This window comes from Gilliamella sp. B2838 (genome assembly GCF_026536185.1).
Classification (GTDB): domain Bacteria; phylum Pseudomonadota; class Gammaproteobacteria; order Enterobacterales; family Orbaceae; genus Gilliamella.
On sequence record NZ_JAFNOO010000011.1, the window covers coordinates 98,153 to 111,383 of the forward strand.

The 13,231-nt window shown below is 34.5% G+C and carries 12 protein-coding genes; 7 read left to right on the plus strand and 5 right to left on the minus strand.

What is annotated here, in order from left to right; genetic code table 11:
* Window positions 1-24 precede the first annotated feature (24 nt).
* Window positions 25-363 carry a YbaB/EbfC family nucleoid-associated protein gene (locus J3U63_RS11325; protein WP_065633450.1) on the plus strand — a complete coding sequence of 113 codons (339 nt, stop codon included), beginning with the start codon at window positions 25-27 and terminating at the stop codon, window positions 361-363.
* 99 nt (window positions 364-462) lie between these two features.
* Here the strand turns inward: J3U63_RS11325 and J3U63_RS11330 are convergent, their stop codons facing one another.
* On the minus strand, window positions 463-684 hold the full coding sequence (locus tag J3U63_RS11330) for a hypothetical protein (RefSeq protein ID WP_267371562.1): 222 nt from the start codon (window positions 682-684) through the stop codon (window positions 463-465).
* Window positions 685-1,626: 942 nt separating this feature from the next.
* Here J3U63_RS11330 and ruvA point away from each other — a divergent pair.
* The gene (gene ruvA / locus J3U63_RS11335; protein ID WP_267332907.1) at window positions 1,627-2,235 is read left to right on the plus strand and encodes a Holliday junction branch migration protein RuvA; all 609 of its coding nucleotides are present in this window, start codon (window positions 1,627-1,629) and stop codon (window positions 2,233-2,235) included.
* Between the two features lie 14 nt (window positions 2,236-2,249).
* A complete protein-coding gene (ruvB, locus tag J3U63_RS11340; RefSeq protein ID WP_267371563.1) occupies window positions 2,250-3,254 on the plus strand; it encodes a Holliday junction branch migration DNA helicase RuvB in 1,005 nt (334 codons plus the stop codon).
* 99 nt (window positions 3,255-3,353) lie between these two features.
* On the opposite strand, the gene cysK is transcribed toward ruvB, so the two are convergent.
* From cysK to yfbV, 4 genes are all read right to left on the minus strand, one after another.
* Complete coding sequence (cysK, locus tag J3U63_RS11345) at window positions 3,354-4,319, minus strand: cysteine synthase A (protein ID WP_267371564.1); 966 nt, start codon at window positions 4,317-4,319, stop codon at window positions 3,354-3,356.
* 514 nt (window positions 4,320-4,833) lie between these two features.
* Window positions 4,834-5,487 (minus strand): hypothetical protein, encoded by a 654-nt coding sequence (locus J3U63_RS11350; protein WP_267332905.1) that lies wholly within the window; start codon window positions 5,485-5,487, stop codon window positions 4,834-4,836.
* Between the two features lie 48 nt (window positions 5,488-5,535).
* Window positions 5,536-6,036: a primosomal replication protein PriC gene (gene priC, locus J3U63_RS11355; protein WP_267332904.1), complete on the minus strand. Its 501-nt coding sequence runs from the start codon at window positions 6,034-6,036 to the stop codon at window positions 5,536-5,538.
* A 9-nt stretch (window positions 6,037-6,045) separates the two neighbouring features.
* A complete protein-coding gene (yfbV, locus tag J3U63_RS11360; protein ID WP_267344642.1) occupies window positions 6,046-6,504 on the minus strand; it encodes a terminus macrodomain insulation protein YfbV in 459 nt (152 codons plus the stop codon).
* A gap of 194 nt (window positions 6,505-6,698) precedes the next feature.
* Here yfbV and J3U63_RS11365 point away from each other — a divergent pair, with 194 nt between their 5' ends.
* The 4 genes from J3U63_RS11365 (at window position 6,699) to J3U63_RS11380 (ending at window position 12,486) form a co-directional block, all read left to right on the plus strand.
* A complete protein-coding gene (locus J3U63_RS11365) occupies window positions 6,699-7,904 on the plus strand; it encodes an acetate kinase (protein WP_267332902.1) in 1,206 nt (401 codons plus the stop codon).
* A gap of 66 nt (window positions 7,905-7,970) precedes the next feature.
* A complete protein-coding gene (gene pta / locus J3U63_RS11370) occupies window positions 7,971-10,118 on the plus strand; it encodes a phosphate acetyltransferase (protein ID WP_267349223.1) in 2,148 nt (715 codons plus the stop codon).
* Window positions 10,119-10,207: 89 nt separating this feature from the next.
* On the plus strand, window positions 10,208-11,791 hold the full coding sequence (gene guaA, locus J3U63_RS11375) for a glutamine-hydrolyzing GMP synthase (RefSeq protein ID WP_267332900.1): 1,584 nt from the start codon (window positions 10,208-10,210) through the stop codon (window positions 11,789-11,791).
* 200 nt (window positions 11,792-11,991) lie between these two features.
* Complete coding sequence (locus tag J3U63_RS11380; protein WP_267367716.1) at window positions 11,992-12,486, plus strand: hypothetical protein; 495 nt, start codon at window positions 11,992-11,994, stop codon at window positions 12,484-12,486.
* The last annotated feature ends 745 nt before the right edge of the window (window positions 12,487-13,231 follow it).

The window sequence follows — 13,231 nt, forward strand, 5'->3', positions numbered from 1 at the left end:
AAATGTTTTAAAAGAGGAATAAATATGTTTTCAGGTGGAAAAGGTGGTTTGGGTAATTTGATGAAACAAGCCCAACAAATGCAAGCAAAAATGCAGCAAGCTCAAGAAGAGATCGCTAAATTGGAAGTGACCGGTGAATCAGGTGCTGGAATGGTTAAAATCACAGTCAATGGAGCACATAGCTGCAAACGCGTTGAAATCGACCCATCAATGTTAACAGAAGATGATAAAGAGATGTTAGAAGATCTTATTGCTGCTGCTTATAACGATGCTACTCGTCGTTTAGACGAGGCGCAAAAAGAGCGAATGGCACAAGTTACCGGTGGCATGCAATTACCACCAGGCTTTAAAATGCCATTTTAATGATTGCCGTTGAATATTGATTATTGTCGGTATAAAAATTAACTTTATCTAATTTAGTGGGAAGGCTAGTTTTCTAGTCTTCCCATTTATTTACAGAAATTATTTAGCAATAAAAATAAAATCATTCATTAATTTTTCATTATCATAGGTAATATTATGTAATCTTTTTTGGAATATTTTGCACAAATCATGAATTGATATTTCTTTGACTTTAACATTATCATAATTGCTGATTTTTTTGCTTTCACCTTTAGTGATAATCCAAACTTGTTTGCTTTTGCCTGTCAGCGGAATTGTTTTTGGCGTCGTTGGTCCATCCATTTTTTTGTATTGAACGTTAAATGTGCTTTATGATTAAGTTGATTAATATAATTTTCTATTTGTTCTTCTTTAAATGCTTCATAATTTGATTTGAGAGTGCAATCATACATTACCGCTAAATTTTCAATAATAAAAAAGCCATCTGCTTATCCGGCTTGATTTTCTCTATCAAATTGAAAAATTTTATTCAATCGAATTATTTTTAATAAGTTAAAAACAGAATCTTCAAAAGCGATTGGATCGGTGATGTTTTCGATTTGTCGTACCGAGTGTATTAATAATGCTTGATAAGTCTTAGCATCCATTTTATCAGGAAAGAAATTGGCATCCGATACATCAATATTCTCTTTTATTTTTCGCTTATCGATAAGTTTGATATCGGTTGCATATCTTTTGCCTGAGTCTTTTTCATTTGCAGTAAGATTAACTTTTTTGCCAATTTTTAGTTCTTCGATGGGTAGGTTATTGATATCTTTTTTAGCAAAATAGTAATCGTTTTTTTCGTCTAGTGCTTTTATAAAGCCCTAATAGTTATCTTTATTATTCTTATTCGGACACAAATGTTTAATTTGACTAATCACGCATAATACTCCTTAATCATTCAAGTTATTCCTAGAAAACTGATGTTACTGATTATAATTTATAAGCATTACTATAAATAGATTTAGCACTATTTACCCGTGTCATGTATATAAATGATTATTAGGCCTTACTTTCAATAATAAGTAATGACCAAAATTGGTATATGATTTTGCCTGTCTATTTATACAGTTTTTCTTTATTAATTATTATCTATCAGGTAAACTACAAACTAGTTATTTTATAAATGTTGTTAATACTGACTATCAAATAATTTCTATTATTTTATTTAAGCGATGTTTAAAACCTCGGTTATTGATAGTTAAAATAAAGTTAAATAATACTCTTTATTAAGGATTAAATGTGATAGGGCGTTTACGAGGACTCATTATAGAAAAGCAACCACCCAAAGTGTTAATCGAGGTCGGCGGTGTTGGCTATGAAGTATTTATGCCAATGACCTGTTTTTATGAGTTACCGGACAATGGTAAAGAAGTGATTGTATTAACACATTTTGCCGTTCGTGAAGATGCACAAGTATTGTATGGCTTTAATCATGAGCAAGAACGAGAGCTATTTCGAGAACTGATTAAAGTGAATGGGGTAGGACCTAAATTGGCATTGGCGATCTTATCGGGTATGTCAGCCCAACAATTTATTAGTGCTGTTGAACAAGGTGAAATCAAAACACTTGTTAAATTACCAGGCGTGGGGACGAAAACCGCTGAGCGTTTGATTGTTGAAATGAAAGATCGCCTGAAACGATTTGGCGAAGATTTGTCCACAACTAGTAGTATAATTTCATCAAGCGACCTTAAAAAAACGTCTAATCAAATTGAAAGCGAAGCAGTTTCTGCACTCATTGCACTGGGTTATAAACCGCAAGAAGCTAGTCGCATTATTAGTAAAGTCATTAAGCCAGAAATGGATAGTGAAACGCTTATTCGTGAAGCATTAAAATCAGCATTATAAAATAGGTCAAGGATATGATTGAAGCGGATCGTTTGATAGCTCCTCAGGCTCAAAAAGAAGAAGAATCATTAGATCGAGCAATTCGTCCTAAATTTTTGGATGAATATATTGGTCAACCGCATGTTCGTGAGCAGATGAAAATTTTTATTCAAGCCGCTAAGCAGCGGCATGATGCATTAGATCATTTACTTATCTTTGGTCCGCCTGGTCTTGGGAAAACGACTTTAGCCAATATTGTTGCTAATGAAATGAACGTTAATTTGCGTACAACTTCGGGCCCGGTATTAGAAAAAGCGGGTGATCTGGCTGCTATGTTAACTAATTTAGAAACCAACGATGTGCTCTTCATTGACGAAATTCACCGACTTTCACCTATGGTTGAAGAAATTTTGTATCCAGCAATGGAAGATTATCAATTAGATATTATGATTGGAGAAGGGCCTGCCGCACGTTCGATTAAAATCGATTTACCCCCGTTTACTTTGATTGGGGCAACCACTCGCGCCGGTTCATTAACTTCACCACTACGTGACCGCTTTGGCATTGTGCAGCGCCTAGAGTTTTATCGGGTTGAAGATTTGGAATATATTGTTAGTCGTAGTGCCAAATTTTTAGGTATGGATTTATCTCAAGAAGGTGCGCATTTAATTGCTAAGCGTTCTCGTGGTACGCCTCGAATTGCCAATCGTTTATTGCGACGAGTAAGAGACTATGCGGATGTAAAATCGAAAGGCATTGTAGATGAAACAATAGCAACTCAAGCGCTCGATATGCTTGATGTAGATAATGAAGGTTTTGATTTTATGGATCGCAAGTTATTATTGGCGATCATTGAAAAGTTTATGGGCGGTCCTGTTGGTTTGGATAACATTGCTGCGGCAATAGGCGAAGAGCGCGAAACCATTGAAGATGTACTCGAACCGTTTTTGATCCAACAAGGTTATATTCAGCGTACACCTCGCGGTCGAATTGCAACGCCTCATGCTTACCGTCATTTTGGAATTATTCAAGATGTATAAAGTGGAACATCTAAGTCTAGATGGATTGCACGTTTGGTAAATGATTCGTTGATTATTCAGTATGTAAACCACCACCTTGTGTGGTGGTTTTCTTTTAAATCAGCCTAATTCTTTTTCAGTAAATATGCCACTAAAGAGATCCGTACTTAAGTAACGTTCACCGGAAGATGGTAAAATAACGACAATGGTTTTATTGGCATTTTCAGGTAAATTAGCTAACTTATCAGCGGCAAAAACTGCTGCGCCCGATGATATTCCTGCTAAAATTCCCTCTTTTTCCATTAAAATACGCGCTGTGTCAATTGCTTCTTCGTTAGATACTTTTTCGACAAGATCGATTAAATTGAGATCCAAATTTGCCGGAATAAAGCCTGCACCTATACCTTGAATTTTATGTGGACCAGGTTTGATAAGTTCGCCCGCTAGTGCTTGTGTGATAACCGGTGAGTTAGTTGGTTCAACAGCAACGGCAGTTATTTTTTTACCTTGCGTTTTTTTTATATAACGCGTAACCCCAGTAAATGTTCCCCCTGTACCAACACCTGCAATAAAAATATCAACTTGGCCGTCTGTATCTAACCAGATTTCGGGTCCAGTTGTTTTTTCATGTATTTCTGGATTAGCAGGATTACTAAATTGTTGTAACATAATATTTTTTTGTGGATTGCTTGCTACAATCTCTTCCGCTTTTTCTATAGCACCTTTCATTCCTTTAGCCGCTTCGGTTAGCACTAAATTTGCGCCTAACGCTTTTAATAACTTACGTCGCTCGATACTCATGCTTTCAGGCATGGTTAAAGTCAGTTTATAACCACGCGCCGCTGCAACGGCTGCAAGTGCTATACCCGTATTACCACTTGTTGGCTCAATTAGCTCGACATCAGGGGTGAGTAAACCGCGCTTTTCTGCATCCCAAATCATATTAGAAGCGATACGACATTTAACGCTAAAGCTTGGATTACGTGATTCAACTTTAGCTAAAATATTGCCCTTACCAAAGTGTTTTAATCGTACCAATGGGGTATAACCAATGGTTTGTGAATTATCATCAAATATTTTACTCATATTAAAATCCTTATTTGTCGCTTTAAAGGAAATAGCATTACATTATCAATTATTAACTATAGTGATTATTATAAATATAACGTAAAAAGAAGATACTAATTAATAATTATAACAATATGCATTTTGGCTATATGGCATCGACTTGTTGTTGAATTTTTGAAAATATCCATTGATTTCAATGAGAGTATATTGCTACTAAGATCATAATGCATAACAAATTTAGTGGTTACATTGATATAGGTTAAATTGATCAAAATTGTCTAATGATATGGCATTAATAAGTATTATTAACAGATGCATGATTGATGATTAATGTTTTATCGCGTGCATTGTCCTAACATTTATCAGCCAAATTTGATTGATATTTTAATATATTCAATGTAGTAAGATTTTCTATTTATAAATGATTGATTTTTACTTTTTATCATTAAAATAATAAAACGATGGTAGCTTTATTACGTTAATTTGCTTTTGTTATGTTAAATCTTACCCCTTTTTAAATGCATAACTGTTTTCACTTATTATAAAAACGGTAACTCACTAAATAAGAACCAAATATATTATTTTTTATTTGGACTGATAATTTGGGTGGATACTGTTTATTGTCGGACTTATCAAAAGGTAAAAAAAATCTATCACCGGTATATTTTTCATAGATCTTGATACCATTTTTATAATGGCCATGTTTTCCACGCGAAGGGCCTGGTGAAGTCATTTTATATACTGTTGTATAAGTCTGTATTTCGCTAGGAACAATATAAACTAAATTATGAGGAACAACATACATCGTAACCATTAGAGCGCAAAAATACTCAAAAAAGTATCCTACAAAATATTTAACTCTTTTAGAGCGTGAAATTGGATCTAAAAAACCAATTAGATTGGGCTTAGTTAGTTTATAAAGGATTATGCTAATTATAACGTTAATTAACGACCAACATATGTAAACTTTGCTGTCGAAAATATTGGAAAGAAGGGTGACATTAATCGATTTAAAATAAAATAGTAAAAAATTCAGAATGATAACAGTATAAAAACTGATTCTAATAAGCTTTTTTACAGCGCTATATCCCGCCATAATATTATTTTTATCACGTGTTTGATTAAAGCGATTTTTAGTTTTTTTTCCAACCACATCTATACTAAAGTTTTTAAAATTTGGCGCCATATTTCTCTACATTAAGCTTACATCGCTAACTCAAATACGCTTATTTGATTAAACATCACTTTCCATCTCTAACTCAATCTTTTGGATTGCTTGTTCGCAACGATAAATACGGTTATCAATAGTTGCAATTTTCTTGTAATCAAGCGAATCTGTGCTAAGCTCAAGTTCGTATTTCATCTCTTGTAATCGACGTAAATAATCTAAATGGCGTGCATGCTTTTCAGATAGCGTTTCTTCAATGCAAGTTTCTGGCTGTTTTTGACGTAATTGATGAGTAGCTAATTCACGTGTTAGGGCTTCTATTTGATTAACTAATGATTCAGATAAAAATGTCATTTGAGTCAATTTTTGCGAAAGTACGCATTGAGTTAATGCTGTGTAAGTTTGCTTTATTTTTTCAAGATAAAAAGAGCGATCAGCAATGACTTTATTGTTATTAAATAGCTGCTCATCAAAATAACACTCTTGATATTCAGGAAAATCCGAAAAATTAACCCGTTGTTCAAGTGCGTCGATTTGTTGTTTTAAAGTAGTTAATAAATTAGGCATGACTAATACTTATCTCTGATCATGAGTTGAATTGTTATCTTCACCAAAATAGTTACCCAAATGTAATTTGGCAAGCGTAATTAATCTCATAAAAGATTCAAAAGTTAATTTATCATTGTTTTTTTTATCTTCAATGATTATTTTTTTAGCAATCAATTGTGATTTGATGTGATTATAACAGTCTATTAAGTTCAGTGGCAAAGGTGACTTAGCGCGTTTACCTAACCAAAAAATACCTTGTAATGGCAAACTGAGTGCAAAAAGTATGGTAATGACGGTTACCGCCAGTTGTATTGGCATATAATATTGCCAGACCAATAGCGCAATAATGATAGGTGGAAGATATTTAGCCGCGGTTTTTATGTAATTAATGATTTTTAATTCAGGAAATGAATAAGCGAGTTCTTTATCATTAGGGCAAAGCTGCATGTATAACTGACCTGACTTAAAGGTTTTAATAATACTCATATCTTTTGGATTCCTCGACATTCACATTTTATTGTCTTAAAATAGTCACCATTCAAATTGGCGGCTCTCTATTTTATATCAAAAAGTGCGATATCAGAAGTCACCTTAGTGTAATCACATTGGTTGTTGAATCATGTGTTGAGTTACCAATTTTGATTGGTATATATCTTTTTATTCAAAATATAGGAATTACTATGTCATCAAGTAATAACGCTCTTGTTCTTAACTGCGGAAGTTCATCTTTAAAATTTGCTATTATCAACCCTGAAAATGGTGATGAATTTCTTTCTGGATTAGCTGAATGTTTCAACCTTCCCGATGCTCGTATTAAGTGGAAACTCGATGGTGTTAAAGGCGAAGCATCTTTAGGTGCAGGCGCTGCACATAGTGAAGCAATTAAATTTATTGTTAATAGTATCTTCCCACAAAAACCAGAATTATTAGATAGTATTAAATCTATTGGGCACCGAATTGTTCACGGTGGTGAAAAATATACTCAATCTGTTGTTATTGATGATTCAGTACTAAAAGGTATTGAAGAAGCAGCGGCATTCGCACCTCTTCATAATCCAGCTCATTTAATCGGTATTCGTGAAGCATTTGCTGCCTTTCCTCACTTAAAAAACAAAAATGTAGCAGTTTTTGATACAGCATTCCATACCACTATGCCAAAAGAAGCCTATTTATATGCTATTCCAAACGAATTATATAAAAAACATGGTATTCGTCGTTATGGTGCACATGGTACAAGTCACTATTATGTTAGCCAACAAGCAGCTAAATTATTAAATAAACCTGTTGATCAAACTAATGTGATTACTTGTCACTTAGGTAATGGGGCATCTATTTCAGCTGTTAAAAATGGTAAATGTGTTGAAACTTCTATGGGATTAACGCCACTTGAAGGTTTGGTGATGGGAACCCGTAGTGGTGATATCGACCCTGCAATTATGTTCTTTTTACATGACAATTTAAAAATGTCTGTTGCTGATATTAATAACTTATTAAATAAAAAATCTGGTTTATTAGGTTTAACCGGTGTTAGCAGCGATTGCCGTTACGTTACAGATAATTATGACACAGACGAAAACGCCAAAAATGCGTTAGATGTATTTGTACATCGTTTAGTCAAATATATTGGTGGTTATGCTATGTTATTAGATGGACGTTTAGATGCAATCATCTTTACTGGTGGTATTGGTGAAAACTCTGAAGAAGTTCGTCGTATGGCTTTAAATAAATTAAGTTTATTAGGTTTCGAACTTGATCAAGAACGCAATTTAGCAGCCCGTTTTGGTAAAGGTGGCACAATCACTAAAGAGGGTTCAGCAATTGCAATGGTTATTCCAACTAATGAAGAACTCGTTATTGCTCAAGATGCTGCGCGTCTAACTGCTTAAAAAACAATTAAAACCGCCAAATGGCGGTTTGTTTTTATTTAATAAAGAATTAAGAGGAAATGAATTATGTCTCGTACTATTATGCTAATTCCAACCGGAACCAATGTCGGTTTAACAGGTGTGAGTCTTGGTGTTATTCGAGCTATGGAGCGTCAAGGTATTAACCTAAATGTATTTAAACCCGTTGCACAACCAAGAGCAGGTGGAGATGCGCCAGACAATACTACAACTTTAGTTAGTCATAACACGTCTATTCCCGCTTTAAAACCACTCAAAATGAGTCATGTTGAAAATCTATTAGGTTTAAATCAACAAGATGTATTAATGGAAGAGATTGTTGCGCTTTATGCTGAAAACACCAAAGGTGCAGATGTTGTGTTAGTTGAAGGTATTGTGCCAACATCCGATTATCCGTTTGCGAATGAACTAAATAATAATATTGCTAAAACTCTTGGCGCTGAAATTATTTTTGTAGTTAACATGGGTAAAGACACACCAGAGCAGCTTAAAGATCGTATTGAAATTGCGCGCTCTAATTTTGGTGGTATTAAAAATGAAAAAATTGTAGGGGTAATTGTCAATAAAGTGAATGCACCAGTTGAAGAGCAATCACTTGCCCGTCCAGATGTTGCAGAAATTTACCACACACCAAAATTTGACGATAAAAAAATCACCATTAAAGATTTAAACGAATATAGCCCACTTCCAGTTCTTGGTTGTATTCCTTGGAATATGGATTTAAGCGCTTGCCGCGCAATCGATATTGCTAAACATTTTGATGCAAAAATTATCAATGAAGGTGGCATTAAAAACCGTCGTATTAAACATATTTCTTTCTGTTCAAGAAGCGTTCCTAACATCATTAGCCACTTGCAACCTAATGCCTTATTAGTAACTTCAGCAGATCGCTCAGATGTTCTTGTTACTATCTGCTTAGCGGCTATGAATGGTGTATCAATCGGCGGTGTGTTATTAACAGGCGGCTATGAAATTGATGACAAAATCTATAAATTATGTCAACCAGCTTTTGATACCGGTTTACCTGTATTTACAGTACAAACAAATACTTTCCAAACTTCAATCAATTTACAACAATTTAACTTAGAAATTCCGGTTGATGATAAAGAGCGTATGGAAAATACCCAAAACTTTGTGGCTGATCATATCGATTCTAGTTGGATTAAATCATTAAATGAAGTAGTGAATTCTGCTCGTCGCTTATCACCACCTGCGTTCCGTTATCAATTAACTGAACTTGCTCGCAATGCGAAAAAAGTGGTGGTATTGCCTGAAGGTGATGAACCAAGAACTGTTAAAGCTGCTGCTATTTGTGCGGAACGTAATATTGCTAAATGTGTGTTACTTGGTAATCCTGATGAAGTCCGTAAAGTTGCTGCGTCACAGGGCGTGACGTTAGGTCAAGGTGTTGAAATTGTTGATCCTGAATCAATTCGTGAAAAATATGTGCCGCGTTTAGTTGAATTACGAAAAAACAAAGGTATGACCGAAGTTATTGCACGTGAACAATTAGCCGATAATGTGGTTCTTGGTACTATGATGCTTGAAGCGAATGAAGTAGATGGTTTAGTATCAGGTGCGGTGCATACAACAGCAAATACTATTCGTCCACCATTACAATTAATTAAAACAGCACCGGGTAGTTCACTTGTTTCATCTGTGTTCTTTATGTTAATGCCAGATCAAGTCTACATTTATGGTGACTGTGCGATTAATCCAGATCCAAATGCGCAAGAGCTTGCTGAAATTGCTATCCAATCTGCTGATACTGCAATTGCCTTTGGTATTGAACCACGTGTTGCGATGATCTCTTATTCAACAGGTAGTTCTGGTCAAGGTGCCGATGTTGAAAAAGTGAAAGAAGCCACTCGCATCGCGCAAGAAAAACGTCCTGATCTGATGATTGATGGTCCGTTACAATATGATGCGGCGGTAATGCCAGATGTGGCTAAATCTAAAGCACCAAACTCAAAAGTAGCTGGTCGTGCAACGGTATTTATCTTCCCTGACCTAAATACAGGTAACACTACTTATAAAGCGGTACAACGTTCAGCGGATCTTGTGTCTATCGGTCCAATGTTACAAGGTATGCGTAAACCTGTTAATGATTTGTCACGTGGCGCATTAGTTGACGATATCGTCTACACTATTGCATTAACTGCAATTCAATCAGCACAAGAAAATGCTGCAAAATAAGCGAAGCATGCAGTTCTAACCATAGATAAGAGGTGATACAATATCACCTCTTATTTTTTATATTATTTCATACCTTAGGAATAAAATTAATGAAGCAAGACATCCACCAACAGCGCATATTAATCCTCGATTTTGGCTCTCAAGTTACCCAATTGATCGCTCGCCGAGTCCGTGAAATTGGTGTTTATTGTGAACTTTGGCCGTGGGATGTATCAGAAGAAAAAATCAAACAGTTTAATCCTAAAGGTATTATATTATCAGGTGGTCCAGAAAGTACTACCGAACAAAATAGCCCACGCGCACCTGAATATGTTTTTAGCGCTGGCGTGCCAGTGCTTGGTATCTGCTATGGTATGCAAACTATGGCGATTCAAGTGGGTAAGGGCGGACAAGTTACAGCATCTAATCAACGAGAGTTTGGTTATGCTAAAGTTGATATTGTTGCAAAATCAAAATTAACAGACGGTATTTTAGATAGCACCAATGATGCTGGTATAGAGCAACTTGATGTCTGGATGAGTCATGGTGATAAAGTTACTTCATTACCTGACACATTTACCTTAATTGGGCAAACAGAAACTTGTCCTTTCGCCATTATGGCCAACGATGAAAAACAGTTTTATGGCGTACAATTCCATCCTGAAGTTACTCATACCATTAAAGGATTAGAGTTATTAACGCGTTTTGTCATTGATATTTGTCAGTGTGAAAAATTATGGACGCCATCTTCAATTATTACTGATGCAATTGCCCGTATAAAAGAAAAAGTTGGTAAAGATAAAGTATTACTTGGCTTATCTGGTGGTGTAGATTCTTCGGTTACAGCTTTATTATTACATCAAGCAATTGGCGACCAATTGACCTGCGTGTTTGTTGATCATGGCTTATTACGCTTAAACGAAGCAAAACAAGTCATGGACATGTTTGGTGATAAATTTGGCTTAAATATCATCGCTATTAACGCCGAAGATCGGTTTATGGCTGCGTTAAAGGGTGAAGCTGATCCTGAAGCTAAACGTAAAATCATTGGCCGTGAATTTGTTGCTGTTTTTGATGAAGAGGCGGCAAAATTAAAAGATGTCAAATGGCTTGCTCAAGGTACCATCTATCCAGATGTGATTGAATCAGCTGCGGCCGATACCGGTAAAGCTCATGTGATTAAATCTCATCATAATGTTGGTGGTTTACCTGAAGATATGAAAATGGGGCTAGTCGAGCCATTAAGAGAATTATTTAAAGATGAAGTACGTAAAGTTGGTTTAGAACTTGGCTTACCTTACGAAATGCTTTATCGTCATCCATTCCCTGGACCGGGTTTAGGGGTGCGTGTTCTTGGTGAAGTGAAAAAAGAGTATTGTGATTTACTACGCAAAGCCGATGCTATTTTTATCGAAGAACTTTATAAAGCTGACTTATACCATAAAGTCAGTCAAGCATTTACCGTATTTTTACCGGTGCGTTCAGTTGGAGTCATGGGCGACGGACGTAGGTATGATTGGGTTGTCTCACTACGAGCGGTTGAAACTGTAGACTTTATGACCGCTCACTGGGCACATTTGCCATATGACTTTTTAGGGCGAGTATCAAATCGAATTATTAACGAAGTTAATGGTATTTCCCGTGTGGTTTATGATATTAGTGGAAAACCGCCAGCAACCATCGAATGGGAATAATTTCATTTATCATTTATCACACTAATAAAAGCCCTGTTAAGCAGGGTTTTCGTTTTTGTCCCAAATGTATGTCAATTAACTATCTCAATCTACAAATATATATCTTTTTTCAGGTAAAACTTTCTAATCATTAATAATCGTGTTTAAAATAAACATGATACACAATAAAATTTTTCATATTGATAAATAAGGAATAGTGAATGAAAGGAAGAATAAGTTATATTGTTGTGATAATTGGTATGTTGTTTATCTTTTCTGTAAAAGCTAAAAATGAACTTAAAACGAGTGGTAAGTGGGTTTATGGTGAAGTTTTAGATGTCACAACTAAGCAGAATAAAGATTTAGCAATCACAGCTGATTTTGATCGTTTTTCATCAACTCCTGATGTTTTATTAGGTGTTAGTTGTGAAAGTAATACTATTTCGATAATAATTATGAATGAATTAATAACACCAAAAACGCAGTGGACATTTATTTTTACGGTAGATGGTAAAGAGTTAAGCCAACAAAAATTAAAGTTTGATGATAAAATTCTATTCAGCAATTTTGATCATCTGTTCTATCAAAGTTTAAAAGATAAAAAAATGTTATTGGTTAAAGCATTTAATAAAACTAAAACTGTTAATATGAAATTTAGCTTAGATGGGTTCAATCAGGCGTTCATGCCAATAGAAACGCATTGTAAGAATAAATAGTTAAAAAATATTACTATTGGATTTTCAACTTTAAACTCAATACATTTACGCTAAATAATTAGCGTAAAAATTTAAATCGATAACTACTTTATTGCTGTTTACTGTTGGTATTATCCTCAGGTGCTTGTGTCGTTGGGGATATATTATTATATGTTTCTTTATGGTCTCCTTCGCATTCATAAACGGTAATACAGCCTGAAAGTAATAAAGTTGAAATTAATATCATGATAAACTTCATTGCAATTACCTATAATAAAAAGCGCAGCTAGTAATTAAATTACACATTCCAAAAGTAATAATTAATAAGTAATATTTCATGGTTATATTCTCTTTTTGTTGCATGGAAAATTATCAAAATTGTTTTAAATCAATTCGATGTTTTTATTAAGTCACTCATTAATAAATAATAAGGGTATAACCAGACAGACATCTCATTTTAAATAAAGCTGTTTGTATGATTAGATGCTTATTTTTAATTTGATTGATTCTTTGAGTACTAACTTTAAATTGGTATGGATGTTTGAATTTTAGTTATCCTAATTAAAATATTTTTTATTTATGGTGAAAAAAGTATTTTTCATTAATTGAGTTGATTAAAAAATCATGTTTTTATATTCACGACCTTCTTACGCCCCACTTGCCAATAGTTATCAGGAATATGCAATTAACAAGGCGACCAATCCCATAAAGATTAATATTAGATTGGCAAAGTAGATAAATCGGATTTCGTGTTTAGTTAATTGAT

What these genes read in the sequence shown, in the direction of transcription:
- ruvB (WP_267371563.1), top strand. Translation starts at nt 2,250, where the DNA reads ATGATTGAAGCGGATCGTTTGATAGCTCCTCAGGCTCAAAAAGAAGAA.
- cysK (WP_267371564.1), bottom strand. Translation starts at nt 4,319, where the DNA reads ATGAGTAAAATATTTGATGATAATTCACAAACCATTGGTTATACCCCA.
- priC (WP_267332904.1), bottom strand. Translation starts at nt 6,036, where the DNA reads ATGCCTAATTTATTAACTACTTTAAAACAACAAATCGACGCACTTGAA.
- J3U63_RS11350 (WP_267332905.1), bottom strand. Translation starts at nt 5,487, where the DNA reads ATGGCGCCAAATTTTAAAAACTTTAGTATAGATGTGGTTGGAAAAAAA.
- J3U63_RS11365 (WP_267332902.1), top strand. Translation starts at nt 6,699, where the DNA reads ATGTCATCAAGTAATAACGCTCTTGTTCTTAACTGCGGAAGTTCATCT.
- guaA (WP_267332900.1), top strand. Translation starts at nt 10,208, where the DNA reads ATGAAGCAAGACATCCACCAACAGCGCATATTAATCCTCGATTTTGGC.
- J3U63_RS11380 (WP_267367716.1), top strand. Translation starts at nt 11,992, where the DNA reads ATGAAAGGAAGAATAAGTTATATTGTTGTGATAATTGGTATGTTGTTT.
- J3U63_RS11330 (WP_267371562.1), bottom strand. Translation starts at nt 684, where the DNA reads ATGGATGGACCAACGACGCCAAAAACAATTCCGCTGACAGGCAAAAGC.
- pta (WP_267349223.1), top strand. Translation starts at nt 7,971, where the DNA reads ATGTCTCGTACTATTATGCTAATTCCAACCGGAACCAATGTCGGTTTA.
- yfbV (WP_267344642.1), bottom strand. Translation starts at nt 6,504, where the DNA reads ATGAGTATTATTAAAACCTTTAAGTCAGGTCAGTTATACATGCAGCTT.
- J3U63_RS11325 (WP_065633450.1), top strand. Translation starts at nt 25, where the DNA reads ATGTTTTCAGGTGGAAAAGGTGGTTTGGGTAATTTGATGAAACAAGCC.